Consider the following 26,143-nt stretch of genomic DNA (forward strand, 5'->3'; position numbering starts at 1 on the left):
TCTGCCTCGTGAATAGCCTTGTAAGGGCGAAATGATGAGCGAATCCTCTGATGTTCCCGACCTGGCGGCTGAGACAGAAGCCGACAGCATTAACAGGCGCCGAGAAATACAAAACCTGCCCCCGATTGATGAAACAGGCACAGTCGGACTCGCATTGTCCGGAGGCGGGATCCGCAGTGCGACCTTTTGTTTAGGACTGGTTCGTGCGCTGGCTAAAAAAGGATTGCTGAAAAAATTCGATTATCTGTCGACCGTATCGGGCGGAGGATATTTAGGCGGCATGTTGGGGCGTTTATATAAACCTGATGTCCAGCCCGAGGTGGTTGAAAATGCCTTAGCCAGTGACGATTCTATTTTACTGGCATGGCTCCGTAATAATGGCCGTTATCTCACTCCGGCGGGCTTTCTCGATAAGTCACTGGCGATAACCCAGATCTTTCGATCTTTCTTTGCTGCATTATTTCTTGTGACGTTAATGTGTCTGGTTGTTAGCGGCATCGCAATCAGTCTGAATACTCTGCTGGTTCTCAGACCGGAATCGCAGGCGACAACGCCCTGGCTTATTGCGCTATCGGTCCCACTCTTTTTTTCAGCTGCGCTGGCGGTAGCGTACTGGATACTCGATGAAGAACAGCCCGAAAAATCAATACAGACCGCCTTTGTGGTTGCGGCATGTTGTTATCTGGTACTGGCATTGATAACCGATTTTTTATACTACATCTGGTTTTCATGCTGGCCACTCATCCCGCTGATCATTATCGGGGCGATTAATACGCGTTTGATTAAAATCCCGTTAACACCGCTCAGTGATGATGCTGGTAAGCTTAGACAGCAACTCACCCGAGCGATGTCAAAAAGCCTGTGGCTAACAGGCACAATCATCATCCTGTGGGTGATATATGGTCTGGGGTTAGTCTGGTCGAGAGGCAATTTCATCTCAACCACCCTACTTCCTCCGGCTGTGATCACTCTGTTGAAAATTATTTGGGAAATAGACGGTGTAAAAACAGTATTGCGTAAACTGACGACGCGCAGTCCTCTGGTCTCAATGGGTTTGATACAGAGCGCGAACATGCTTGGATATCTGCTGATTGGTTTTTCACTCATTACCGTCTGTGCCGCTGAGATTCATTTTATGCGGTACGATTCACTGCTCAGCTACGCTATCTGGCCCTTACTGCTCAGTCTGGGCATTATTATTTTTTTCTGGTTTATCTGCCAACCGCAGCGAATTATTTCATTTCTTAATCTGAGCTCTTTACATCACTTATACCGCTCTCGCATTGAGCGAGCCTGGTTATCGGTAGCGAATGTTGGCACCAGGCCAAATCATCGCTTTGGTGATGATCCTCTGAGCGATAAATTTAGCGAGAAACTGAGCAATATCGAAAAAGTCACGATTCCACTACCTGATGATGACATTCAATTCAATGATTATCAGCCACATAAAAAACAGGGGCCGATTCACCTGATTACCTGCTGTATTAACCAGACAGTTGACGATCGTACAGGAAACTATAATGCCGACCGAAAAGGGATTGCTCTCACGGTAAGTTCGTTTGGGATTGAAACAGGCACACATTTGCCAGAGCCTACTGACTATTTAAAGCAAACAACGTTATCACAATGGATTGCAATATCGGGGGCGGCGGCGGCAACCGGTATGGGATCCCGCACCGCTCCGGGGCTGGCATTTATGCTTTTTCTGATCGGTGGTCGTCTGGGGTACTGGGAAAATAATCTTGAACCGAAAAATGAAGTTACCGGCTCGCTACCCGCCCTCTTCGCAGAAATGCTCGCCCGATTCCCCGGTAAAAAAAGCCAATACTGGTATCTCTCTGACGGCGGGCATTTCGAAAATACCGGTGTTTATCCACTCCTCAAACGACGGGTAAAAACTATTGTGGTTGCCGACTGCGGTGCTGATCCTGAGTTTATCTTCGAAGATTTGGAAAATCTGGTACGCAAAGCGCGCATTGATTACGGCATCTCGATCTTCTTTTCTCCGACAATTACCGGCAAGCGCACATCGGTGGCTCAGCTCAAAGAGGGAGGTGTATGCCTGCCTCTTATAAAAGCGAGAATCTACTATCCTAAAACGGCCAATCACGACGCTATGTTGGGCAAACTTATTATTGTTAAGCCGCACCTGCTGGAGGGGATGGGACTCGACACTGCCAGCTATGCGAATCGTCATCCTGATTTCCCTCAGCAGACCACAGGCGACCAATTTTTCGACGAAGAGCAATGGGAAGCCTACCACCAGCTCGGCTTACAGGCGGGCAAAGCCATTACTGCAGCGATGCTGAAATAAAAAAAGCGCGGCACCAGGCCGCGCAAATGGATAATCAAACTTACTTATTTTTTATTAGAATTGCGTCCATATACCAGCCAGGTGACAAACACGCAGGCGATATAGAAAACGAGGAACACTTTCATGGCACCCGCCGATGAGCCGGTCAGGTCCAGCGAAATGCCGAACGCTTTAGGGATAAAGAACCCGCCAATCGCGCCAATGGCAGAGATGAAACCCAGCGCGGCTGCGGTGTCGGTGGCCGCTTCACGCATCGCCTGCTGCTCGTTGCCGCCCTGCGCTTTTACGCGATCCATGGTCAGCTTACGGAAGATCACCGAGATCATCTGGAAGGTCGAAGCACTACCCAGCCCGGCGGTCAGGAACAGCACCATAAATACCGCGAAGAAAGCGCCAAAATTGCCGCCCACGCCGTTAACCGGCAGGGTCGTAAACAGCAGGGCACAGAAGATCGCCATCACCACAAAGTTCACCAGCGTCACGCGGGTACCGCCCAGACGGTCGGAGATCATCCCGCCGGTGGAACGCGCCAGGGCACCAATGAACGGGCCGAAGAAGGCGTAGTGCAGGATCTGCACGTCCGGGAACTGGGTTTTCGACAGCATTGCAAACCCGGCGGAGAAGCCGATAAAGGAGCCGAAGGTCGCCAGATAGAGCAGCGCCATGATCCACAGATGGGCGCGCTTCAGCACCGGCAGCTGTTCGCTCAGGGAGGCTTTCGATGCCGCCAGATCGTTCATACCGAACCATGCGGCCAGGGTTAAGACCACCAGGAACGGCACCCAGATCCAGGCGGCGTTCTGCAGGAACAGGTAAGAGCCGTCGGCCTGCTCAACGCCCGCACCGCCAAAGGCTGCAAAGATAGAGACCGAGATCGCCAGCGGTGCAATCAGCTGCATCACGCTGACGCCCATGTTGCCCAGACCGCCGTTGATCCCCAGTGCCCCGCCCTGCTTCTGTTTCGGGAAGAAGAAGCTGATGTTGGCCATGCTGGAGGCAAAGTTTGCGCCCGCAAAGCCACACAGCAGAGAGATAATCACAAAGACGCTGAACGGAGTAGAAGTATCCTGTACCGCAAAGCCCAGCCACACGCACGGAATAATCATGATCCCGGTACTGAACGCGGTCCAGCGGCGACCGCCGAACAGCGGCACCATAAAGGCATAAGGCACACGCAGCAGCGCACCGGAGAGTGCCGGCAGCGCCGTTAACATAAACAGCTGGTCGGTGGTAAATTTGAAGCCCACTTTTGGCAGGTTTACGGCGACGGCGCTGAACAACATCCAGACGCAAAACGCCAGCAGCAGACAGGGAACGGAGATCCATAGATTACGGCTGGCTATACGTTGGCCGCGCTGTTGCCAGAACGCCGGATCTTCCGGACGCCACTCCGTAATAACCGGGCCGGAATCCCTTTCGGGGGTAGTTGAGTGACTCATAGACACCTCTGATTCTTAAAAGATGCTACAAAGATCAGGGTTTTAAGCAGACAGGAAGTTGATATAAATCAAGGGGAAGGTGGGCAAATTCCGCGAGCAAAAGTCGCCATACTCCCTGGTGAGTAGCGCAATCCTCTAAAAAAGGTGTGGTTTTTCACGGCGCTGCTACTCCCCGCTTACCCCCTCATCCCATTCATCCGACAAATGGCAATTTGTAGGTAATCCTTTTGAGGTATGGGTATACTCCAGGGTATGCCTGAGAATAGAGCCCTTGCCGAGTCCAGGCATTGTCAGGAGCCAGACTGCCCTATGTTTAAACGCTGTTTTTCACCGCTGACGCTGGTTAATCAACTGGTGCTTATTGTCATGCTGTCTACCGCAATCGGGGTGACGGGGATGGCAATTTCCGGCTGGCTGGTCCAGGGCGTACAGGGCAGCGCGCACGCTATTAATAAAGCCGGTTCGCTGCGCATGCAGAGCTATCGACTGCTGGCGGCTATCCCGCTGGAAGCCAAAGATCAGGTCTTACTCGACGAAATGAACGCCACGGCGTTCAGCCCGGCGCTGCAAAACGCGGCGCAGCGGGATCATCAGCAGGCACAGCTGAAAGCCCTGCAGGATTACTGGCAAAACCAGCTGGCACCAGGGCTGCGCCAGGCACAAAGCCCCGACGCGGTCGCCAGCGACGTCTCCGGCTTTGTCAGCCGCATCGATAATCTGGTCACCGCTTTCGACAGCAACACCGAACAGCGTATTGAGCGGGTGGTGCTGATGCAACGGCTGATGGTGCTGTTTATGGCCCTGCTGCTGATGTTCACCATTCTCTGGCTACGCGCCAGACTGCTGCACCCCTGGCGGCAGCTGCTGGCGGTGGCCCGCGCCGTGACCCAGCGCGATTTTACCCAACGGGCGCACATCAACGGCCGCAATGAGATGGCGATGCTCGGCGAAGCGCTGAACACCATGTCCGGCGAGCTGGCCGAAAGCTATGCGGTGCTGGAGCAGCGGGTGCGGGAAAAAACCGCCGGGCTGGAGCAGAAAAACGAGATCCTCTCCTTCCTCTGGCAGGCCAACCGCCGCCTGCACTCCCAGGTGCCGCTGTGCGAGCGGCTATCGCCGGTGCTTAACGGCCTGCAGAACTTGACCCTGCTGCACGATATCGAGCTGCGGGTGTATGACCTGGAAGATGAAGATAATCATCAGGAATTTACCTGCCAGTCAGATATGAGCTGCGATGAAATCGGCTGCCACCTCTGCCCGCGCGGCCTGCCGCCGCTGACCACCAGCGGCACGACCCTGAAATGGCGGCTGGCGGACAACCTGACGCAGTACGGTATTTTACTGGCCACCCTGCCCGCCGGACGCCACCTGAGCCACGATCAGCAGCAGCTGGTCGATACTCTGGTGGAGCAGCTGACCGCCACCCTGGCGCTCGACCGCCATCAGGAAAAACAGCAGCAGCTGATTGTGATGGAAGAGCGCGCCACCATTGCCCGGGAGCTACACGACTCCATCGCCCAGTCGCTCTCCTGCATGAAGATGCAGGTCAGCTGTCTGCAGATGCAGGACGCCGACCTGCCGGAAAGCCACAAACAGCTGCTGAGCCAGATCCGCAACGAGCTGAACACCTCCTGGGTGCAGCTGCGTGAGCTGCTCACCACCTTCCGCCTGCAGCTGACCGAGCCCGGCCTGCGTCCGGCGCTGGAGGCCAGTTGCCAGGAGTTCAGCGCCCGGCTCGGCTTTACCGTCTCGCTGGACTACCAGCTGCCGCCGCGGTTTGTGCCCTCTCATCAGGCCATCCACCTGCTGCAGATCGCCCGCGAAGCCTTAAGCAACGCGCTGAAACATTCCGGGGCGACGGCGGTTTCGCTCACCGTGAGCCAGCACGACAACCAGGTCAAACTGGTGGTGCGCGATAACGGCTGCGGCATACCGGCCAACGCTGAAAGAAGTAACCATTACGGTCTGATTATTATGCGCGACCGCGCGCAAAGCCTGCGTGGAGATTGTCAGGTTCGCCCAGGCGAATCAGGCGGTACGGACGTCATTGTCACCTTTATTCCCGAAAAGCCTCTTTTCACTGCCCAAGGAGAACACCATGTCTAATCAGGAGCCAGCCACAATCCTGTTGATCGACGACCATCCGATGCTGCGCACCGGCGTAAAACAACTTATCAGCATGGCCTCGGATATCACCGTTGTGGGCGAAGCCAGCAACGGCGAACAGGGCATTGAACTGGCCGAGGCGCTCGATCCTGATCTGATCCTGCTCGACCTGAATATGCCCGGCATGAACGGCCTCGAAACCCTCGACAAGCTGCGCGAGAAATCGCTCTCCGGACGCGTGGTGGTCTTCAGCGTCTCGAACCATGAAGAGGACGTCGTCACCGCCCTGAAACGCGGCGCCGATGGCTACCTGTTGAAAGACATGGAGCCGGAAGAGCTGCTGAAATCCCTGCAACAGGCGGCAGCCGGTGACATGGTGCTGAGCGAAGCCTTGACCCCGGTGCTGGCGGCCAGCCTGCGCGCCAACCGCGCCACCTCCGACCGCGACGTCAGCCAGCTGACCCCGCGCGAGCGCGATATCCTCAAGCTGATTGCCCAGGGCCTGCCGAACAAGATGATCGCCCGCCGTCTGGACATCACCGAAAGCACGGTCAAGGTGCATGTGAAACATATGCTGAAGAAGATGAAGCTGAAATCCCGCGTAGAAGCCGCGGTGTGGGTCCATCAGGAACGTATTTTCTGAGTTTACTCGTCCGGCAGCAGCGCCCAGCGCGGATCCTCTTCTGGCAGGGCCAGTAGCGGCTGCGTCAGCGCCAGCGTGATCTCATTGGAAGAGACACGCTGCCCGGCTTTATCTTCCACCACTACCGACAGCTTCCAGCGATTGCTCGCCCCCCTCGCGGTTATCCCACGCTGGCAGAATAATGCTCCAGCCGTCGCTGTCACTGGCCTGCGCCGGTGAGGTCAGACTCAGCGCCTGGGTATCTCCCTGCCAGTGCAGCGTCCGCACCCCGTGACGGCTGCGAATATCCAGCTTCAGCACTACCGTCTCACCCGGCTGCAGATCCCACGGCGGCGTTGCCAGCCATACCGACAAAGTCTTGCGCTGGCGGAACTCCAGCACCGGCAGGCTCTCGCGTTCCGGCGGATCGTAGCGACTGCCGCGCAGGGAGCGGCTGTCCATCACTTCGCTGGCGGAGAGCTGTTTTTTCAGCGGTACCCCGAAGCGATAGTTGAGCTTCAGGCCGAGGTTGTTCTGGCTCACCCCGCTCTCCCCCTGCTTGTGCGCGGCGGAGAAGGTCACCAGCGGCACCGGGGTATAATCCAGCCCCAGATTGACCGCCAGCGGGTTACGATAGCCGGTCCCGGTGTGAAACAGATCGACGTTGTCGCCGTAGTATTGTTCAAAGCTGACGCTGGTATTGAGGTGATGCCAGAACGGCAGCCAGGCTTTGGCGGTGACATCGTACCCGCGCGCCATACGTTGCTCCTCGACCGCCGAGCTGTCACGCCAGCTGGCAAAGGGCTGATAGTAGTTGGCCGACAGACGCAGGTATTCGCCCCAGGCTTCGGCTCCCAGCCCGGCGCGCTGCAGGTTTTCATCCAGCAGGTTGTCGTAAAAGGTGTTGTAACCCAGCAGCCATTTTCCCGCCACCCAGCGCTGGCCGATACCCGCGTTGCTGACCAGGCCGTCCTCCTGCTGGGTCAGGCCGAGCTGGCTCCAGGTCAGATAGTGGTTGTTGTCCTGCCAGGGGATAAACCAGCTGCCCTTGCTGCCGGTGAAGCGCCCCTCGTCATCCACCAGCAGATCGACGCTGGCGTTTCCCCAGGGGGGAGAGCCACGACTCGATGTGTTGATTCACTTCCTGGCTGACCGCGTCCCGCACCTGGCTCAGGGCAAACTGCCGGGCCTGCTCTTCGGTGGTCAGGCCGTTGTCGGTCATGCTGGCCTCACCGAAGGCTTTCGCCATCTCCGCCAGATGCTTTTCACCCTCTCCCGTCGGGGTCGCCATGCCTAAGTCCGGCAGGCTGTCGCCGTTATTATCGAAGGGGTTTTGGGCCTGCTGGATAAAGGAATTCGGGGCACTGTGAACGGCTCCGGGAGTACAGAGGAGGAGGAACAGCCAACGAATGCGGGGAGAAACAACCATCACCGTTGTGAAAGGGCGCCTGTGTTGAGAGAAAACAGAGTTAACACCTTAGCGTGATTGAGGAAAAATTTCAGCCCTAAGGGAAATTTCAGGAATAACCCGAAGATTGCCGGGTGGCGCTGACGTTTAACGACCTGTGGGGCCTGCTTGCCGGGTGGCGCTGCGCTTACCCGGCCTACGGGACCGTAGGCCTGATAAGCGTAGCGCCATCAGGCGTTTTGCACCCGCACGGAAAGCATCTCCTTCAACTCCGGCACGCAGGAGCCGCAGTTGGTACCACAGCGCAGTTTCGCCCCCAGCGCTGCCGCCGAGTCGCACCCTTCCGCAATGGCCGCGCGGATGGCGTTTTCGCCGACGCTGAAACAGCTGCAGATAATGCGTCCGGGCTCCACGCGCTCGCCAGGACTCTGCCCCTGCAACAGAGCGTGACGTTCGGCCAGCTGCACCGGTGCGGTGCGAAAAGCCTCTTCAATAAAGGTATGCGCCAGCACCGGCAAGCCTGTGCCCTGCCAGAATCCCAGCATCAACTCCCCATCATGCCAGGCCAGGATGCTGCTTCGCTCGCCGGTTTGCGCGATTTGCAGCTGCCAGCCCTGCTCGCTGCAGTGTGCCATCAGCCATTCCAGAAGCGGCTTATCCCCCGCCAGGGTCAGACGCGACACCCCGGCGGTCGCCTTGCGCCACCAGTGGACGTTCGCCGGCAGGGCCAATTCCTCCCGGCAGTACAGCTCCCCCCTGCCAGACAGGCTGCCAGGGCATCAGCCGCACCGCGGTTTGCTTGCTCTCCGGCTGACCGGAATGGGGATCGCAGCGCCCCTCCACCAGGGCATTCACCTTGCCCTGGCGCGAAAAACAGCTGTTCCAGTGCATCGGCACAAACAGCTCCCCGGCGCGCTGCCCGGCATTGATCCGCGCCCGGGCCACCATCACCCCGCGCGGGGCGCTGATGCGCGTCAGCTGTCCGTCCTGTACGCCCAGCCGGGCGGCGTCCTGCAGGGAAATATCCACCGTCGGCTCATCCCGGTGCTGCATCAGGCGCGGAACATAGCCGGTGCGGGTCATGGTGTGCCACTGGTCGCGGAGTCGGCCGCTGTTGAGCATAAAGGGATAGAGCAGATCCGGCGTGGCGCCGTGCGGCTGCGGGATGACCGGCACCTGCCGGGCGCGGGTTAACGCCTCCCGGTTAACTGGCCATTGCCACGGCGTCAGGGTATCCCACTGCTCGCGGGTCAGATTTGCCAGCTCAGCGAGGTTAAACACGCGTTCACCCTGGTTCTCAAACGCCGACAGCCCGGCGTGTTCGGTAAAGATAGCGTGGGGATGATCCCAGGCAAAGGCCGCGCCGTGACCCAGCCGCTCCGCTATACGGGCGATGATCCACCAGTCGGGTTTCGCCTCGCCGGGCGCGGGCAGAAAGGCGCGCTGGCGCGAGATGCGGCGTTCGGAGTTGGTGACGGTGCCGTTTTTCTCCCCCCAGCCGAGCGCCGGAAAGCGGATATGGGCGAAGCGGCTGGTGTCGGTGTCGCGCATCACTTCCGATATTATCACCAGCGGACAGGCCGCCAGGGCCTGACAGACCGCATGGCTGTCCGGGAGCGACACCGCCGGGTTGGTGCCCATGATCCACACCGCCTTCACCTCGCCACGCGCAATGGCCTCGAACAGCTCCACCGCCATCAGCCCCGGGGTTTGCGCCAGCCGCTCCGTTCCCCAGAAGCGCGCCACCCGGCTCAGATCGTCCGGGGTGAAGTTCATGTGTGCCGCCAGCTGATTCGCCAGCCCACCCACCTCGCGGCCGCCCATGGCATTGGGCTGACCAGTCAGCGAAAACGGGCCGCAGCCTTCGCGGCCGATTTTGCCGCTCGCCAGATGGACGTTAATAATGGCAGTGCACTTGTCGCTGCCGCTGGTGGACTGGTTGATCCCCATGGTGTAGAGCGTCACCGTGCGCGGGGCGGCGTTAAACCAGGCGTAAAAGGTGGCGACCTCGTCGGGCGGCAGGCCGCAAAATGCCGCCACCCGTTCCAGCGGCCAGTCGCTGCCCTGCGCAGGGTCGATGGCGTTCAACAGGCCGACAAACAGCCCGGCATCGCTGCCCGGCGTCAGGGCCAGATGCAGGTCGGCAATGTCGCAGGTCGCGGTGCGCCGCGGGTCAATCACCACCACCTTCATCACCGGGTTAGCGGCGCGGGCCTGCACCAGCCGCTGATACAGCACCGGATGGGTCCAGGCGGCGTTGGAGCCCACCAGCACCACCAGGTCGGTGTGCTCAACATCTTCGTAGCTGCACGGAACGATGTCCTCCCCGAAGGCGCGCTTGTAGCCCACCACCGCGGAGGACATGCAGAGCCGGGAGTTGGTGTCGATATTGGCCGCCCCGATAAAGCCTTTCATCAGCTTGTTGGCGGCGTAGTAATCCTCGGTCAGCAGCTGGCCGGAGGCATAAAAGGCCACCGCCTGCGGCCCGTGCGTGTCGATGATCGCCCGCAGGCGGGCACCTGCCGTGTCCAGCGCCTGGTCCCAGCTCACCGGCTGGTCGTCCACCTCCGGATGCAGCAGGCGGCCCGCCAGGCCGGTGGTCTCTCCCAACGCCGAGCCTTTAACGCACAGCCGGCCGAAGTTGGCCGGATGGCTGTCGTCGCCGCGCACGCTGACCGTGCCATCGTCCACGGTTGCGATTACCCCGCAGCCGACGCCGCAGTAAGGACAGGTCGTTTGGGTTTCACTCATGAGGCCTCCGCACGCATCACCAGCTCTTCGCTGCCCACCAGCACCCGGTCGCCGTCAAGCTTCACCGGCCAGGCGCGCACCGCCACTTCGCCGGTATCGACATGCCGCCCGTCGCGCAGGCGGATCCGCGTTTTGTACAGCGGGGAGATCACCACCGGCTCGCCCCCGGCATCGCCGAGAATGCCGCGGGACAACACGCTGGCGCTGCCGCCCGGCTCCCGGTCTTCGAGGGCGTAGACCGATTTACCGAAGCGGAACAGCGCAATGTGCTGCTCACCCAGACGGGCACCAATCCCGGCCTCCTCGGGGATCTCCGCCAGGTTACAGACCGCCTGCCAGCGTTTCGATGCCACCGGGGCGGCGTCGAGGGTGCGGAACTGCGCCAGACGGCCAGGATCCTGCAGAGTGGTCTGCCATTCGCACTGGTAAGTATCCACCACCCGCTGCATCTCCTGCTCCAGCTCCTCGGCAATGCCGAGGCTGTCGTCGATGATCACCTCGCGCAGGTACTCCAGCCCGCCTTCGAGGTTATCCCGCCAGGTGCTGGTGCGCTGCAGGCGATCGGCGGTGCGGATGTAGAACATCAGGAAGCGATCGACGTAGCGCAGGAGCGTGGCGTCATCAAGATCGCTGGCAAACAGATCCGCATGGCGCGGCTTCATGCCGCCGTTGCCGCACAGATAGAGGTTCCAGCCCTTGTCGGTGGCGATCACCCCCACGTCCTTGCTCTGGGCTTCGGCGCATTCGCGGGTGCAGCCCGAGACCGCCATCTTGATCTTGTGCGGGGCGCGCAGCCCTTTGTAGCGGTTCTCCAGAACCACCGCCAGGCCGGTGGAGTCCTGCACGCCGTAGCGGCACCAGGTAGAGCCGACGCAGGATTTCACCGTGCGCAGGGATTTGCCGTAGGCGTGGCCGGTTTCAAATCCGGCGTCGATCAGCTGCTGCCAGATCTCCGGAAGCTGCTCCAGCCGGGCGCCAAACAGGTCGATGCGCTGCCCGCCGGTAATTTTGCTGTACAGCTGGTAGCGTTTGGCGATCTGGCCGATGGCGATCAGCCCGTCGGCGGTGACTTCTCCGGCGGCCATGCGCGGCACAATCGAGTAGGTGCCGTCTTTCTGGATGTTGGCAAAGTAGCGGTCGTTGGTATCCTGCAGCGGCAGATGGGCCGGTTTCAGCAGATATTCGTTCCAGCAGGAGGCCAGCACCGAGCCCACCAGCGGCTTACAGATCTCACACCCGTGGCCCTGGCCGTAGCGGCTGATAAGCTGTTCAAAAGTGTGGATGCGGTTGACGCGCACCAGGTGGTAGATCTCCTGGCGTGAATAGGCGAAGTGCTCGCAGATATCCTTTTTCACCTCCACGCCCTGAGCCGCCAGCTGGAACTCCATCACCTGTTTCACCAGCGCGCTGCACCCGCCACAGCCGGTGGCCGCTTTGGTGCACTGTTTTACCGCCCCGATGTCGGTGGCACCGTTGCTCACCGCCTGGCAGATATCGCCTTTGCTGACGTTGTGGCAGGAGCAGATCTGCGCGCTCTCCGGCAGGGCCGCCACGCCCAGCGCTTTCGGGGCGCTGCCCGCCACGGCGGGCAGGATCAGGGTCTCGGGATCCTTCGGCAGGGGGATATCGTTGAGCATCATCTGCACCAGGGTGGCGTACTCGCTGGCGTCCCCCACCAGCACCCCGCCGAGCAGGGTTTTGTTGTCGGCGCTGACCACGATCTTCTTGTAGATCTGCTGCGGGCCGTGGGTCCACTGGTAGCTCTGCGCCCCCGGCGTGCGGCCGTGGGCATCGCCAAACGAAGCCACGTCCACGCCGAGCAGTTTGAGTTTGGTGCTCATGTCGGCTCCGGTGAAGGCGTTCGCCTCCCCGGCCAGCGCGGCACTCGCTACACGCGCCATCTGATAGCCCGGGGCCACCAGGCCATAGATTTTACCCTCCCACAGCGCGCACTCCCCGATGGCAAAGATGTCCTCATCAGAGGTGCGGCACTGGTTGTCGATGGCGATCCCGCCCCGCTCGCCCAGCACCAGATCGCAGCTCCGGGCCAGCGCGTCCTGCGGGCGGATCCCGGCGGAAAAGACCACCATGTCGGTTGCCAGCTCGCTGCCGTCGGCAAAGCGCAGCACCTTGCCCGCGTCGGTATCGGCAATCTCAGTGGTGGCTTTGCTGGTGTGTACCCCCACGCCGAGGGCTTCAATTTTGCGCCGCAGCATGGCGGCCCCGTCGTTATCGAGCTGTACCGCCATCAGGTTCGGGGCGAACTCCACCACGTGGGTCTCCAGCCCGAGCTGTTTCAGAGCGTTGGCCGCCTCCAGCCCCAGCAGCCCGCCGCCGATCACTACCCCGGTGCGTGAACTTCTGGCATGGGCAGCAATCTGATCGAGATCGTCGAGGGTACGGTAGACAAAGCAGCCCGGCAGTTCGCGCCCCGGCACCGGCGGCACAAAGGGGTACGATCCGGTAGCCAGCACCAGTTTATCCCAGTGGGTTTCGTGCCCGCCGGCGGTGCGCACCACCCGGGCGTCGCGATCGATGGCGACAATCTGCTGGGACAGACGCAGCTCAATGCCGTGTTCGCCGAAGAAATCACCGGCCACCATCGACAGCGAGTCGGCGCTGCGCCCGGCAAAGTATTCCGACAGATGGACGCGGTCGTAGGCGGCATAGCGCTCTTCCCCGAAGACCACAATCTGGTATTGCTGATGCAAACCGCGGTTCACGCAGTCTTCAAGAAAATGGTGGCCGACCATACCGTGCCCAACCACAATCAGAGTAGGTTTTGTCATCGCGTTTTGTCCTGCAACCTGCGGCTGCGTAGTGAATCGATCGAACAGCCAGTCCGCCTGGGCGGGTTCTGACATAGCCAGTAAATCGGTGAGGGTGGCCGCGCTGCGACACTCCCCCCATCAGCAGCACGCCTGCCAGCGCGCCGTTGCGAACCAGTAAGCGGCGGTAGTGGCGGGTCAGCGGATCCCAGCTGGTCCATACCGCGTCATCCTGTTGCGCGGTCATTTCCCCGACGCTGAACAGCTCAATGCCGGTCACCTTCAGGCGCATGCCGTTTTGTATCGGGGTAAAGGGGGTGACCTTTTCCCCGGCCAGACGGGCGGCGAGGATCTCCGCCTGGGCCAGGCACGGAGCCACCAGCCCCCAGGTCTGGCCGTCAATTTCGCAGCACTCGCCGATGGCGCTGATGCCCTCTAAGGCGGTGCGCATCTGGTCATCCACCTGAATGCCGCGCCCGCAGGGCACACCGCTTGCCTGCGCAAGGGCAACGTTGGGCGTCACGCCGGTTGCCAGCACCACCCGCGAGGCGGGTAAATTGCGTCCGTTGCTGAGTGTCACGCTGTCGGCAGCAATCGCCGTCAGGCCGCCGTTCAGCTCGCAGTCGATGCCCCGCTCCGCCAGCGCCTGCTCCAGCAGCAGCCCGGCCTGCTGATCCAGCTGCTGATCCATCAGCCAGGGGCCACGATGCACTAACGTGACGTTGTCACGGTGACGTTGTAACGCCGCGGCGGCTTCCACGCCGAGTACCCCGCCTCCCAGCACCACCGCCGGACCGGGGGTTGCCAGAATGGCGTTAACGTCATCGTGGGTGCGGAAGGTAAAGACATGCGGCAGACCCACGCCGGGGATCGGCGGCACAAAGGGCCGGGATCCGGTGGCAAACACCAGCTCATCCCACCCCATCAGACGTTTATCGGTGCGCAGCATCCGCGCTTCGCACTCCACCGCCAGCACCCGTTCGCCGCAGAGCACCGTGACGCCGCGCGCACGATACCAGCCGTCATCGTGCAGCTGCGTGGTGGCGGCGGCTTTCTCGCCCCCGAGCACCGGGGAGAGCTGAATGCGGTTGTAGGCCGGAGCCTGCTCATCGCCAATGACGGTGATGACGAAGCGCCCGGGCGCGCGGTCGGTCAACGACTCAACCAGTCGCGTTGCCGCCATGCCGTTTCCAATGATGACCAGGCGCATATGACGCTCCTCAGGCCGCTTTCGGCTGTTTTTCGTAGAGGAAATGGAGGATCTGCTGGCGCATATGGTGATAGCGGCTCTCCTCCGCCAGCTGCACCCGGTTACGTGGGCGCGGCAGGTCAACGCGTAAAATCTCGCCCACCGTCGCCGCCGGGCCGTTGGTCATCATCAGCACCCGATCCGAGAGCAGCACCGCCTCGTCGACGTCGTGGGTGATCAGCACGATAGTGGTGTTGAGCTCCTGCTGAATTTTCATCACCGAATCCTGCAGGTGGGCGCGGGTCAGGGCGTCGAGTGCGCCAAACGGTTCATCCATCAGCAGCACCTTCGGCTTCATCGCCAGGGCGCGGGCAATGCCGACCCGCTGCTTCATCCCGCCGGAGATCTCCCCCGGACGCTTGTGGATGGCGTGCCCCATCTGCACCCGATCGAGGTTGTGTTCGATCCACTCCCGACGCTCGGCCTTGCTCATGCTGCGGCGGAACACCTGGTCCACCGCCAGCGCCACGTTGTCAAAGCAGGTGAGCCACGGCAGCAGGGAGTGGTTCTGGAACACCACCGCCCGCTCCGGCCCCGGCCCGGCGATTTCGCGGTTGTCGCAGATCAGCCCGCCTTCCGTCGGCAAGGTAATACCGGCGATCAGATTAAGAAGCGTTGATTTGCCGCAGCCGGAGTGGCCGATCAGGCTGACGGTCTCCCCTTCGTGGATATCAAAAGAGACGTTCTGCAGCGCCAGAAACTCGCCGCTGGCGGTGGAAAAACGCTGGCTGACGGCCTGGACCTGAATTAAGGGTTTCATGTGCGCTCCTTATTTTTCCTGCCAGCTGAAACGACGGGCGATCAGCATCAGCCCCTGCTCCAGCAGCAAACCCACCACGCCGATAATGACGATGGCGATGAGAATGTTTTCAACGTTGAGGTTGTTCCACTCGTTCCAGATCCAGAAGCCGATCCCCAGGCCCCCGGTGAGCATCTCGGCGGCAACGATCACCAGCCAGGCGATGCCGATGGAGAGGCGCACCCCGGTCAGGACCGCAGGCAGCACGGCGGGGAACAGAATGCGGCGCATCACCGTCCACTCGGAGAGCTGCAGTACCCGCGCCACGTTGAGGTAGTCTTCCGGGATGCGGCGCACCCCTTCGGCGGTGTTGATGACCATCGGCCAGATCGAGCAGATAAAAATGGTCCAGCTGGAGGCGGGTTCCGCCTTCTGGAACAGCAGCAGGCCAATCGGCAGCCACGCCAGCGGGCTGACCGGGCGCAGCAGCGCGATCAGCGGGTTAAACATGCGGGCCAGGAAGGTGAAGCGGCCGATCATAAAGCCCAGCGGGATACCCACCAGCGCTGCCAGGCCAAAGCCAATGGCAACACGTTGCAGCGAGGCCAGCACGTTCCAGCCCACCCCCATGTCGTTCGGGCCGTCGCGGTAGAACGGGTCGGCAAACAGGGTGATGGCTGAGTCCAGGGTGCTGAGCGGCGTCGGGAAGCCTTTGCTGTTGATGGCCGCCAGCTGCCAGGCGATCACCAGTAGCCCCAGACCGAGCAGAGCCGGAATAAGACGCTGCAGCAGGTCGTTGATCCGGCGGGCAAACGCAGGCGTGCGGCGGCGTACCTGCACCGGCGGCAGCGCGATCACTTCCCCGCTGACCGGCGCGGCGGGTGCCGCTTTAGTGTTAACTTTTTTCATATCAGGCCCCTGTACGGTGAATAGCAAAACGGTTGGCGTAACCCTGCGGGTCGGTGCCGTTCCAGACGGTGCCGTCCATAAGCCGACTGCTGCGCAGCGGCGATGCAGGCGCGGTAATGCCCCCCACCGCGGTGGCGGCGTCCTGCCAGACGTCGGTGCGGTTGATGCGTTGGGCAACGGCGGCGTAATCCGGGTCGGTTTTCAGCAATCCCCAGCGGCGGAACTGGGTTAAGAACCACATTCCGTCGGAGTGCCACGGGTAGCTGACCGCCCCGTCCTCAAAGAAGCGGATCGGATGGGCATCCTGCCAGCGTTGGCCCACGCCGTTGTCGTATTCGCCGAGCATGCGCCCGGTGAGGTACTGCTCTTTGGTGTTGAGCCAGGCGCGACGGGCCAGCAGCCGGGCGGTCTCTTCTTTGTTCTGCGGCGAGGCATCGATCCAGCGCTGGGCCTCCAGCAGGGCACTGACCAGCGCCCGGGCGGTGTTGGGATGGGCATCAACCCACTCCCGGCGGGTGCCGAGGATCTTTTCCGGGTGTTCCGGCCAGATGGACTGGGAGGTGGCGGCGGTAAAGCCGATGCGATCGTTGATGGCGCGGGCGTTCCACGGCTCGCCGACGCAGAATCCGACCATATTGCCGATGCGCATGTTCATCACCATCTGCGGCGGCGGCACCACCACGGTGCGCACGTCGTTAAAGGGGTTAATGCCCGCGCTGGCCAGCCAGTAATAAAGCCACATGGCGTGGGTGCCGGTGGGAAAGGTATGGGCGAAGGTGTAGCTGCCCGGCGCCTGCTGGCCGATCAGCTTCTTCAGCCCTTCGACGTCGCGCACGCCCTGCTGTGCCAGATCGCTCGACAGGGTGATCGCCTGCCCGTTCTGGTTGAGGGTCATCAGGTTAGCCATGGGTTTGGGCTTACCGGCAATGCCCAGCTCCAGGCCGTAGAGCAGACCATAAAGAATGTGCGCGGCATCCAGTTCCCCGGCCACCAGCTTGTCGCGCACCGCCGCCCAGCTGGCCTCTTTGGTGGGTACCAGGGTGAAGCCGTATTTTTTATCGAAGCCCTTATACGCCGCGATCGCCAGCGGCGCGCAGTCGGTGAGCGGGATAAAGCCCACGCGTACCGTCTCGAGTTCCGGTTTATCGGAGCCTGCGGCCCATGCGGCCTGCATGACGCCCGGCAACATCAGCGCCCCGCCTGCCAGCGCGCTGGCCTGTAAAAAACGCCGCCTTGTCCATTCCACCATGCTCACTCCTGAAAAAAAGCCAAAAAAAAGCGCCCGGCAGTGCCGAAGCACTGCAGGACGCCTTTATCCTCGAGACCATCGCACCGCCGTTGGCGCGCCGTCTCAAATTGTGATTTAACTAATGCAAAGCGGATGCCAGCTTTTAAGGTGCTGGTTTACGGGCTTTTTCTTCCAGCACGCGTTCAAAACGCACCTCAACCATGCAGGCGTTGCCCGACTGAGGTGCAGCTACTGCTGCCAGAGGGCCTTGACGGTGAGCAAGGCCCGGGCGATATCCACCATCCGCTGGTTCTTGTCCATCGCCATCTTGCGCAGCTGGCACCAGGCCTGCTCCTCGCTCATCTGCTGATGGGTCATCAGCACGCTTTTGGCTTTATCGATCACCTTGCGCTCCTCCAGGGTGTCACGCATCGAGGCCAGCTGGCGGGAGAGCTGTTCGATCTCCCGCGCCTGCTGGCGCACCAGCGGCAGGAGCGGCTTTTGCGGATAGAGGGCCAGCGGCTCTTCCGACGAGGGCTCCTCCGGCAGGTCGTCGTCGGCCCGGCCAATCAGCATCTCCACCGCCAGCATCAGATCGGCAATCTGCATCTCTTCGAGGCCGCGCAGGTGTTCGAGACGTTCGGTTTGCAGCGAGAACCAGTGCAGGGCCAGCACGCCCTTATCTGCAGCGGGCTGCCGGGTGCAGGCCAGCCGCCGCAGCTGTTCGGTTTCGGCCCCCGGCACGCTGAGGCTGAAGTGATCGTGCACGCTGGCTGGGGTCAGGGAGAGAAAGACCTCGAAGCAGGCCTGCTGCCCGTCGATGCGGTCCACCAGGGTCTGGCGCATCTCATCGCTGAAAAAACCCTGGGTAAAGCCGATCGCCCCCAGCGCCCGCTCCTGCCCGACCAGCTCTTTGCCCTGCATCAGGCTATAGAGGGCAACAAATCTGCCAGCGAGTTGCGGATCGTCAATGCTGTCATTGAGCTGCGGTACGATACTGAGCAGGTTGCGCAGCGTGCGGCTGTAGCGCTCCATCGCCGCGTCGGCGGAGAGCGTGCAGGCGGTGATTGCCTCGCGCAGCGCGGGGAGCTGTTCCAGGCTTTGCAGGGCATTCCCCACCCGCTCGCTGAGGGCACCGCTGGCCATCAGCGGCGTGCCGAGCGCCTGGTGCAACGCCTGGAGATGATCGTCCACCAGCGCGCGGCTGGCTTTACACTCCAGGGCGTATAGCGTGCCCTGCGAGCAGAGCCAGATGTTGGATGCGCCGCGCTCGCACTGTAGCATGTGCGCAAGATGGCCGATCCGGCTCACTAACGTGCCCAGCTGCGCCAGTTTGCACAGCTGCTGTTTACGCATCAGCCTGGCGTGCTGAAACCATTCGGTGGCGCCGGTGATGTTGGTCATGCTTTTTCTCCCGGGTCAGTGTTTGACTGAGAGAAGCAATTTTCATGCCTTTTTACCTTTCAGGAGTCGAGATGCAGAAGATCGTGATTGTCGCCAACGGCGCGGCCTATGGCAGTGAATCCCTGTTTAACAGCCTGCGGCTGGCGATTGCCTTACGCGAGCAGGAGAGCGAGCTGGATCTGCGCCTGTTTTTAATGTCCGACGCGGTGACCGCCGGGCTGCGCGGCCAGAAACCTGCCGAGGGCTATAACATTCAGCAGATGCTGGAGATCCTCACCGCGCAAAACGTGCCGGTGAAGCTGTGCAAGACCTGCACCGATGGACGCGGCATCAGCGCCCTGCCCCTGATCGACGGGGTCGAAATCGGTACCCTGGTTGAGCTGGCACAGTGGACGTTAACCGCGGACAAACTATTAACTTTCTAATAATGATTTAACTAAAATATTTTTTTCTTATGAGAGCGGTTCCAGCATCAAGTTTGCCTGCCCGATGCCGATAGGCTTCTTACAACAACACAGCAGGTATTACATTTATGTTCAGGTCAATTCGCGCTCGTATTATTGCGGCAACGGTCGGATGTCTGATCGCCGCGCTTCTTCTGAATACCGTGATTAATTTCCAGGTCACGCGCCAGGACAATCAACAGTCGCAACGCGATATGCTGGCCAGCACCAGCGCCAGCCACGGCCTCGCGATTGCCGACTGGGTCAGCAGCAAAACCACCATTATTAACTCCCTGCAGAGCGTAGCCCTGAGCGACGATCCGGTGCCAATGTTCAAACAGCTAGCGCAGGCGGGCGGGTTTATTAACGTCTACGTGGGCTATGCCAGCAAAACCGCGAAGTTCTCCAATCCTGACGGCGTGCCTGCCGACTACGATCCCACCATACGCCCGTGGTATCAGCAGGCGGTGAAAGAGGATCGCGCCATCGTCACCGCCCCTTATGTCGATACCGGCACTAAAAAACTGGTGGTCACCTTTGCGGTGCCGGTGAAAGAGAACGGCGAACTGAAAGGGGTGCTGGCGGGTGACGTGGCGATGGACAGCGTGATCGCCAACGTGCGCGGTATCCGTCCGACCCCAGCCAGCAGCGGGCTGTTGATCGACAGCGACGGAACGGTGATCGCCGCTAACGATCCTGCCCTGACCCTGAAAGCCTTCACCGATGTCATCCGCGGCGTCGACCTGAATGTCCTGAAGAGCGGCAAGAGCGCCGAAGGCCAGTTTAACGACGCGGCGAAAACCTTTGCCGCCACCCCGATTGCCGGGACCCAGTGGCAGCTGATCGTCGCCCTCGACAGCGACGATGCCACCTCCGGGATGCGCACCCTGCTGAAGGCCTCCTCTCTGTCGCTGGTGATCCTGGTCCTGCTCAGCGCCGTGGTGGTGCATTTCGTGATTGCCCGCCTGCTGAAACGCCTGTCGGATATTCGCGATGCGATGCACGCCATCGCCAACGGCACCAACGATCTCTCCCAGCGTCTGCCGGAGAAAGGCGAGGATGAGGTGGCGCAGATCGCCCATGCCTTTAACGCCTTCAGCGACAAGCTCTCGGTGGTGATGGTGCAGCTCCGCGACGCCAGCGCCTCGGTGAAAAACGCCGCCCAGGAGATCGCTGCCGGTAACCAGGATCTCTCTGGCCGTACCGAGCGGGCCGCCTCCAGCCTGCGCGAAACCGCCAGCGCCGTAGAGCAGATCACCGCCTCCGTCGCCCAGTCGACTGAATCGGCCGCCATCGCCAACGAACAGGCGGGTAAAGCCTCCGAGGCCGCTACCCGCGGCGGCGGCGTGGTCTCCCGGGCGATCACTACCATGCAGTCTATCGAAGCCGCCTCGACCAAAATCGGTGACATCACCAGCGTGATCGACGGCATCGCTTTCCAGACCAACATCCTGGCCCTGAACGCGGCGGTTGAAGCGGCGCGGGCGGGTGAGCAGGGCCGTGGCTTTGCGGTTGTCGCAGGTGAAGTGCGCAGCCTCGCCAGCCGCAGCGCCCAGGCGGCAAAAGAGATCAAAAGCCTGATCGACTCCACCACCGACAGCGTAGCGACCGGTTCGCGCTATGTACACCTGGCCGGACAGAGCATGGATGAGATCGTCACCAGCATCGGCAGCATGTCGGGGATTATGCGGGAGATCACCGTGGCGACCAGCGAGCAGATGAAAGGCATTCAGGAGATCAACCGCGCGGTGACCCATCTTGACAGCATGGTGCAGCAGAACGCCGAGCTGGTGGTGCAGTCGGCCGCTGCAGCCAGCGCTCTGCAGGGTCAGGCAGGCGAGCTGGCTGAAACCGCCGGACATTTCCGCATTTAATGTTAACCCGATGCCTGAAAGCGGTGTAAAGCGACGTCCGCTGAATGCTTTCAGGCATATTGTCATTTTTGTTTAAGGGTTATGCCATTTTTTGATCAAAATCAGCACCCCCGCCCCTCCCCTTTGGTGTTATGCCATGAGTGAATTGTGAACAACATCACGCTCAGGATTGGCCGCAGGGAGAGCGTTGTTTCCGGATACGGGGTAAAAAAATGGCACTGGTAAAAGCAAGTCTGAAGTTGTTTGGCGGAGATACGGTGGTGGTGCGCTGCTCAGAGCGTTGTCATATTCATCTGATGAGTAACAAAGCACCACGTAAAACGCAGGCGGATATTTTAAGCGTGCAGAACAGGGACAGCGCCTGGCTCACGGTGCCCTATACCGGCACCTGGGAGGTGCTCATCGACAGCCACAGCCAGTCGCTTGAGCACTCCATCAGCTACGTCGCTGCCTGATAAGCAATCGCCCGGCAGGCTGCAAAGCCCCCGGGCGTTTTTTCAGGCAAAGCTCGCGCTCAGCGGGCTATCGGGCTGGGAGCCGTCGAGCAACGCCCGCACGCGCGATACCAGCTCATTCAGACAGTCATCCTGCATACCCAGCCGCGTCAGCTCTTGATCGAGCGAGAACAGATACTGCGCGTTGGTGCCAAGCGGGCCGCTGGCCGCGGCAATCAGCGGGGCAATAACCTGCGCCCGGGTGTCGGCTTCAAACAGCGGATGGCGTGGATCCATAATGAACACCAGCGCGTTAACGGTGCGTCCGTCATCAAGTTCCAGCTTGCACCAGCTCGGCATATAGCAGCCGGTGATCATCTCGCGCTTCCACAGCAGGGCCAGCTCCTCTTCCAGGGTCGCATCCGGCAGGCGATAGGCCACGCCCGTGGTGCGTCCGCCCTCTTTCAGTGCAAGCATGCGCCCTGGCTGGCAGGCGCTACCGCGACCGGCGGTCAGGCGCAGACAGAAGGCGCGGTGCCAGCCCGGCAGGGTGCCGGTTGCCGATTCGACAAACTCCAGCGCCGGGTTCCACATCAGCGAACCGTAGCCGAAGAGCCACACCGGACCGTTGTCCGGACGGCAGGCAAGCGTTGCCGCCAGCGATGCCGCCCGCTGTTCGGCTGACCACAGAAGCGATTCTTCAATCGCACCAAAGGCCGTTTTACAGTCGGCCTTCATAAGAAAATCACGCGTTAACATATTGCACCTCCGCCACTGCCTGCTTCCCTGCCCACACTTTTTTTGAACCTTCCAGGTCTTTTTACTGCTCAATTAGAAAGCAGTACCGTGACGATATGCAATAAACCCGCCGGGTGCAACAGAACGACAGATCAACCGCCACAAAAGTCAAAGCGCAGGGTGCAAACTATTAAGCACAGGCAATCAGGCAGGCGCTATTTCTTCTTGTGCCACTTGTCGTCATCGCCCTTCTCGTAGTCATTCTTCACTGCCGCCCAGGCCACGCGGTGCGCGGTCTCCTCGCGACTGGCATCGCCCCGGCGGTCCTCTTCATCCTTGTATTGATCCCAGGCGCTGTTGAAGGCTTCTTTATAAATATCCTGCGCATGGGTCGGCAGCACGTGCTTAACGTTGTCCGGTAAATCGCTTTTCGATTTGTATGGCATATCAAACCCCTCTTTTTAATCAATTAATAAGTGTGGTAGACAATGCCGGAGGCTTCCAGTCAAATTGATATTCGGATAATTCTTTTGCTTAATTGACTGTTATTAAGAATATATTTATCAAAGATTGGTTATTATGGCGCTCTCAGACAATAATCACTTCATACCGTAAAATTAAGTAAAATATCATCAGAATGTAACGCTAATCTGTTAATTTAACGTCCTCTTTTTCTATCTACAATTATAAGCACCTGCAACTCTGGAGAACCACATGACAACTGCACACGAGACGGTGAAAACCCGTCATAAGGAGACGTCTCTCATTTTCCCGGTGCTGGCCCTGGCCGTGCTGCTCTTATGGGGAAGTAGTCAGTCACTGCCAGTGGTCATCGGCATTAATATTCTGGCACTGGTGGGTATTCTGAGCAGCGCCTTCAGCGTTGTCCGTCACGCCGACGTGCTGGCCCACCGACTGGGAGAGCCCTACGGCTCGCTGATTTTAAGTCTTTCCGTCGTTATTCTTGAAGTAAGCCTTATTTCCGCGCTGATGGCGACCGGGGACGCGGCGCCTACCCTGATGCGCGATACGCTCTACTCCATCATTATGATTGTGACCGGGGGGCTGGTTGGCTTCTCGCTGCTGCTGGGCGGGCGCAAATTTGCCACCCAGTACATGAACCTGTTTGGTATTAAGCAGTATCTGATCGCCCTCTTCCCGCTGGCGATTATCGTGCTGGTGTTCCCAATGGCGCTGCCGGGTGCCAACTTTACGACCGGCCAGGCCCTGCTGGTAGCGCTGATCTCCGCAGCGATGTACGGCGTGTTCCTGCTGATCCAGACCAAAACGCACCAGAGCCTGTTCGTGTATGAGCATGAAGACGAGAGCGACGACGATGACCCGCACCACGGCAAACCGTCCGCGCACAGTAGCCTGTGGCACACCGTTTGGCTGATCGTGCATCTGATTGCGGTTATCGCGGTTACCAAGATGAATGCGAACCCGCTGGAAACGCTGCTGACCGAGCTGAACGCGCCGGTGGCCTTTACCGGCTTCCTGGTGGCGCTGCTGATCCTCTCCCCGGAAGGGCTGGGCGCGCTGCGTGCGGTGCTCAACAATCAGGTGCAGCGCGCGATGAACCTGTTCTTTGGTTCAGTGCTGGCGACCATCTCCCTGACCGTTCCGGTGGTGACGCTGATTGCCTTCCTCACCGGCAATGAGCTGGTGTTTAGCCTGGGAGCCCCGGAGATGATTGTGATGGTGGCATCGCTGCTGTTGTGCCAGATTTCGTTTTCAACCGGGCGCACCAACGTGCTCAACGGCGCGGCGCATATGGCGTTGTTTGCGGCCTATCTGATGACGATATTTGCGTGATGCGGTAATGCCGGGTGGCGGCTACGCCTTACCCGGCCTACAACGGCAAAACCCGTAGGCCCGCGCAAGCGCAGCGCCGCCGGGCATAACACTGTGCGGCCTGATGCCTTCACCCCAGCCCTCTCCCACAGGGAGAGGGAGCACATACAAAAAAAGGCAACTTACGTTGCCTTTTTGCTTTTATTTCGCGGGTTTTTTATTAGTTGCTGGTATCCAGCTCTTCAAAGTTCTTAACCAGGTCGTCAATCGCTTTGATCTGTTTCAGGAACGGCTCCAGCTTATCCAGCGGCAGTGCGGATGGGCCGTCGCATTTCGCGTTGGCTGGATCCGGGTGCGCTTCGATAAACAGACCCGCCAGGCCGGTCGCCATACCGGCGCGAGCCAGTTCGGTAACCTGGGCACGACGGCCGCCGGAAGCTGCGCCAAACGGGTCGCGGCACTGCAGGGCGTGGGTCACGTCGAAGATCACCGGCGACTGGTTAGAGACGTTCTTCATCACGCTGAAGCCCAGCATATCCACTACCAGGTTGTCGTAACCGAAGTTGGCACCACGGTCGCACAGGATCACCTGGTCGTTACCGCCTTCGATAAACTTATCGACGATGTTCCCCATCTGACCAGGGCTCACGAACTGCGGTTTTTTCACGTTGATGACCGCGCCGGTTTTCGCCATCGCTTCGACCAGGTCGGTCTGACGCGCGAGGAACGCCGGCAGCTGGATCACGTCGACAACGTCAGCCACAGGCTGCGCCTGGCTTGCTTCATGGACGTCGGTGATCACTTTCACGCCAAAGGTCTGCTTCAGCTCCTGGAAAATCTTCATCCCCTCTTCCAGGCCCGGGCCGCGGTAAGAGTGAATAGAGGAGCGGTTGGCTTTATCAAAAGAGGCTTTGAACACGTACGGGATACCCAGCTTCTGGGTCACGGTCACGTAATGTTCGCAGATACGCATCGCGAGATCGCGGGATTCCAGAACGTTCATGCCGCCGAACAGCACGAACGGCAGGTCGTTCGCCACGTTGATATCGCCAATGCTAACCACTTTTTGTTTCATAGGATCGCCTTATTCAGGGTGAATCGGAGTTAAGGTTAATGCAGTGTAATCTGTTTATGCGCGATGGAATTAATCTGCGCGCGAATCATCTCGCTGATCGGATCTTCCGGACACTGCTCAACGAAATAGCTCAAATCGGTCAGCGCGACGTGGTCGCACTCGAGCTGGACGTAGATCAGACCGCGATCGCGGATCTCATACGGATCTTCCGGGTTAAACTGCAGCAGCACTTCGCTGGCACGCAGCGCCAGCTCCATCTGCCGCTCTTCCATCAGCGCCGATTTTAAGGTGTCCAGCAGCTTGCGCACCACTTCAGCGTTATCCGCTTCGTCCAGATCTTCGTTGTACAGCTCCGCCATCGGGTTGATATTGCCCTTCAGCCAGACATCCAGCGTGTGATCGTCAAGGGTGTCGCCGTTGAACGGGTTGATTAACCACATTTCACCGTCCAGCCACTCGGCGCGCAGCAGCATCTGCGTCGGGAAGATGACCGGCACCAGCGGAATATCCAGGCGGTGCGCCACCCATAATAAAATGGCCCCCAGGGAGACGGCGCTACCCTGACGGTTTTTCAGTACCTGATCGAGCCACAGGGCATCGGAGAGCCGATACACGCCACGCGTATCGCAAAAGCCCCATTCGCCGTAAAACAGCTCAATCAGTTTCTCCAGTTGCCAGTCCTGCGGGCGCGCCTGACTTATCTCTTCACGCGCCAGACTCACCAGATTCTCCAGCTCGTCGTAGACGTATTGTGAAACGAAATCATCACGGATCATCTCTGATACTTTGATCATTCCATCGCACAACGGCACTTTGTTAAATTCGAAATCGGCCAAGGACTCCATGAC

The 26,143-nt window shown here is 60.0% G+C and carries 16 protein-coding genes and 3 pseudogenes; 7 read left to right on the plus strand and 12 right to left on the minus strand.

All coding sequences use genetic code 11. The features are described from left to right. Nucleotides 1–31 precede the first annotated feature (31 nt). On the plus strand, nt 32–2,314 hold the full coding sequence (locus AAHB66_RS13300; protein WP_347113247.1) for a patatin-like phospholipase family protein: 2,283 nt from the start codon (nt 32–34) through the stop codon (nt 2,312–2,314). A gap of 44 nt (nt 2,315–2,358) precedes the next feature. On the opposite strand, the gene AAHB66_RS13305 is transcribed toward AAHB66_RS13300, so the two are convergent. Beyond that, entirely contained in the window at nt 2,359–3,753 is a 1,395-nt protein-coding gene (locus tag AAHB66_RS13305; protein ID WP_347113248.1) for a NarK family nitrate/nitrite MFS transporter, read from the minus strand. Between the two features lie 309 nt (nt 3,754–4,062). On the opposite strand from AAHB66_RS13305, the gene narX reads away from it, so the two are divergent. Both narX and narL read left to right on the plus strand, forming a co-directional pair. Then, nucleotides 4,063–5,859 carry a nitrate/nitrite two-component system sensor histidine kinase NarX gene (gene narX, locus AAHB66_RS13310; protein WP_347113249.1) on the plus strand — a complete coding sequence of 599 codons (1,797 nt, stop codon included), beginning with the start codon at nt 4,063–4,065 and terminating at the stop codon, nt 5,857–5,859. Next, nucleotides 5,852–6,502 (plus strand): two-component system response regulator NarL, encoded by a 651-nt coding sequence (narL, locus tag AAHB66_RS13315; protein ID WP_039030700.1) that lies wholly within the window; start codon nt 5,852–5,854, stop codon nt 6,500–6,502. The genes narX and narL overlap by 8 nt, the downstream gene beginning before the upstream one ends. Nucleotides 6,503–6,504: 2 nt before the next feature. Here the strand turns inward: narL and AAHB66_RS13320 are convergent. From AAHB66_RS13320 to nasR, 7 genes and pseudogenes are all read right to left on the minus strand, one after another. After that, a pseudogene (locus tag AAHB66_RS13320) lies at nt 6,505–7,910 on the minus strand (YchO/YchP family invasin). 209 nt (nt 7,911–8,119) lie between these two features. Further along, nucleotides 8,120–10,640: pseudogene (locus AAHB66_RS13325) on the minus strand (nitrate reductase). Further along, a pseudogene (gene nirB, locus AAHB66_RS13330) lies at nt 10,637–14,618 on the minus strand (nitrite reductase large subunit NirB). The pseudogenes AAHB66_RS13325 and nirB overlap by 4 nt, the downstream one beginning before the upstream one ends. Nucleotides 14,619–14,628: 10 nt before the next feature. Continuing rightward, nucleotides 14,629–15,417 (minus strand): ABC transporter ATP-binding protein, encoded by a 789-nt coding sequence (locus AAHB66_RS13335; RefSeq protein ID WP_225758598.1) that lies wholly within the window; start codon nt 15,415–15,417, stop codon nt 14,629–14,631. A 9-nt stretch (nt 15,418–15,426) separates the two neighbouring features. Beyond that, entirely contained in the window at nt 15,427–16,305 is an 879-nt protein-coding gene (gene ntrB / locus AAHB66_RS13340) for a nitrate ABC transporter permease (protein WP_106993206.1), read from the minus strand. A 1-nt stretch (nt 16,306) separates the two neighbouring features. Beyond that, nucleotides 16,307–17,554: a CmpA/NrtA family ABC transporter substrate-binding protein gene (locus AAHB66_RS13345; protein ID WP_347113250.1), complete on the minus strand. Its 1,248-nt coding sequence runs from the start codon at nt 17,552–17,554 to the stop codon at nt 16,307–16,309. Between the two features lie 228 nt (nt 17,555–17,782). Beyond that, complete coding sequence (gene nasR / locus AAHB66_RS13350) at nt 17,783–18,937, minus strand: nitrate regulatory protein NasR (protein ID WP_347113251.1); 1,155 nt, start codon at nt 18,935–18,937, stop codon at nt 17,783–17,785. Nucleotides 18,938–19,008: 71 nt separating this feature from the next. Between nasR and ychN the strand changes: the two genes are divergently transcribed. The 3 genes from ychN to AAHB66_RS13365 all read left to right on the plus strand — a co-directional run bounded on the left by ychN (nt 19,009) and on the right by AAHB66_RS13365 (nt 21,709). Continuing rightward, nucleotides 19,009–19,362, plus strand: a complete 354-nt coding sequence (gene ychN / locus AAHB66_RS13355; RefSeq protein WP_347113252.1) for a DsrE/F sulfur relay family protein YchN — start codon at nt 19,009–19,011, stop codon at nt 19,360–19,362. A gap of 107 nt (nt 19,363–19,469) precedes the next feature. Beyond that, entirely contained in the window at nt 19,470–21,254 is a 1,785-nt protein-coding gene (locus AAHB66_RS13360; RefSeq protein WP_347113253.1) for a methyl-accepting chemotaxis protein, read from the plus strand. Between the two features lie 212 nt (nt 21,255–21,466). Continuing rightward, nucleotides 21,467–21,709, plus strand: coding sequence for a DUF1883 domain-containing protein (locus tag AAHB66_RS13365; RefSeq protein WP_103822284.1), 243 nt, complete (start codon nt 21,467–21,469; stop codon nt 21,707–21,709). A 42-nt stretch (nt 21,710–21,751) separates the two neighbouring features. On the opposite strand, the gene AAHB66_RS13370 is transcribed toward AAHB66_RS13365, so the two are convergent. Then, nucleotides 21,752–22,447: a gamma-glutamylcyclotransferase gene (locus tag AAHB66_RS13370; protein WP_347113254.1), complete on the minus strand. Its 696-nt coding sequence runs from the start codon at nt 22,445–22,447 to the stop codon at nt 21,752–21,754. A 194-nt stretch (nt 22,448–22,641) separates the two neighbouring features. Beyond that, nucleotides 22,642–22,872, minus strand: coding sequence for a putative cation transport regulator ChaB (gene chaB, locus AAHB66_RS13375; protein WP_347113255.1), 231 nt, complete (start codon nt 22,870–22,872; stop codon nt 22,642–22,644). Nucleotides 22,873–23,140: 268 nt separating this feature from the next. On the opposite strand from chaB, the gene chaA reads away from it, so the two are divergent. Further along, nucleotides 23,141–24,241 carry a sodium-potassium/proton antiporter ChaA gene (gene chaA, locus AAHB66_RS13380; RefSeq protein ID WP_347113256.1) on the plus strand — a complete coding sequence of 367 codons (1,101 nt, stop codon included), beginning with the start codon at nt 23,141–23,143 and terminating at the stop codon, nt 24,239–24,241. A gap of 199 nt (nt 24,242–24,440) precedes the next feature. On the opposite strand, the gene kdsA is transcribed toward chaA, so the two are convergent. Both kdsA and sirB1 read right to left on the minus strand, forming a co-directional pair. Then, entirely contained in the window at nt 24,441–25,295 is an 855-nt protein-coding gene (kdsA, locus tag AAHB66_RS13385; RefSeq protein WP_142489858.1) for a 3-deoxy-8-phosphooctulonate synthase, read from the minus strand. 35 nt (nt 25,296–25,330) lie between these two features. Further along, nucleotides 25,331–26,140, minus strand: a complete 810-nt coding sequence (gene sirB1, locus AAHB66_RS13390) for an invasion regulator SirB1 (protein WP_333849258.1) — start codon at nt 26,138–26,140, stop codon at nt 25,331–25,333. Nucleotides 26,141–26,143: the final 3 nt, after the last annotated feature.

It is taken from the genome of Leclercia sp. S52 (genome assembly GCF_039727615.1).
Taxonomy (GTDB): Bacteria; Pseudomonadota; Gammaproteobacteria; order Enterobacterales; family Enterobacteriaceae; genus Enterobacter; species Enterobacter adecarboxylatus_B.

Excerpts from the sequence above, each read along its gene's own strand:
- AAHB66_RS13300 (WP_347113247.1), top strand. The coding sequence starts at position 32 with ATGATGAGCGAATCCTCTGATGTTCCCGACCTGGCGGCTGAGACAGAA.
- AAHB66_RS13305 (WP_347113248.1), bottom strand. The coding sequence starts at position 3,753 with ATGAGTCACTCAACTACCCCCGAAAGGGATTCCGGCCCGGTTATTACG.
- narX (WP_347113249.1), top strand. The coding sequence starts at position 4,063 with ATGTTTAAACGCTGTTTTTCACCGCTGACGCTGGTTAATCAACTGGTG.
- narL (WP_039030700.1), top strand. The coding sequence starts at position 5,852 with ATGTCTAATCAGGAGCCAGCCACAATCCTGTTGATCGACGACCATCCG.
- AAHB66_RS13335 (WP_225758598.1), bottom strand. The coding sequence starts at position 15,417 with ATGAAACCCTTAATTCAGGTCCAGGCCGTCAGCCAGCGTTTTTCCACC.
- ntrB (WP_106993206.1), bottom strand. The coding sequence starts at position 16,305 with ATGAAAAAAGTTAACACTAAAGCGGCACCCGCCGCGCCGGTCAGCGGG.
- AAHB66_RS13345 (WP_347113250.1), bottom strand. The coding sequence starts at position 17,554 with ATGGTGGAATGGACAAGGCGGCGTTTTTTACAGGCCAGCGCGCTGGCA.
- nasR (WP_347113251.1), bottom strand. The coding sequence starts at position 18,937 with ATGACCAACATCACCGGCGCCACCGAATGGTTTCAGCACGCCAGGCTG.
- ychN (WP_347113252.1), top strand. The coding sequence starts at position 19,009 with ATGCAGAAGATCGTGATTGTCGCCAACGGCGCGGCCTATGGCAGTGAA.
- AAHB66_RS13360 (WP_347113253.1), top strand. The coding sequence starts at position 19,470 with ATGTTCAGGTCAATTCGCGCTCGTATTATTGCGGCAACGGTCGGATGT.
- AAHB66_RS13365 (WP_103822284.1), top strand. The coding sequence starts at position 21,467 with ATGGCACTGGTAAAAGCAAGTCTGAAGTTGTTTGGCGGAGATACGGTG.
- AAHB66_RS13370 (WP_347113254.1), bottom strand. The coding sequence starts at position 22,447 with ATGTTAACGCGTGATTTTCTTATGAAGGCCGACTGTAAAACGGCCTTT.
- chaB (WP_347113255.1), bottom strand. The coding sequence starts at position 22,872 with ATGCCATACAAATCGAAAAGCGATTTACCGGACAACGTTAAGCACGTG.
- chaA (WP_347113256.1), top strand. The coding sequence starts at position 23,141 with ATGACAACTGCACACGAGACGGTGAAAACCCGTCATAAGGAGACGTCT.
- kdsA (WP_142489858.1), bottom strand. The coding sequence starts at position 25,295 with ATGAAACAAAAAGTGGTTAGCATTGGCGATATCAACGTGGCGAACGAC.
- sirB1 (WP_333849258.1), bottom strand. The coding sequence starts at position 26,140 with ATGGAGTCCTTGGCCGATTTCGAATTTAACAAAGTGCCGTTGTGCGAT.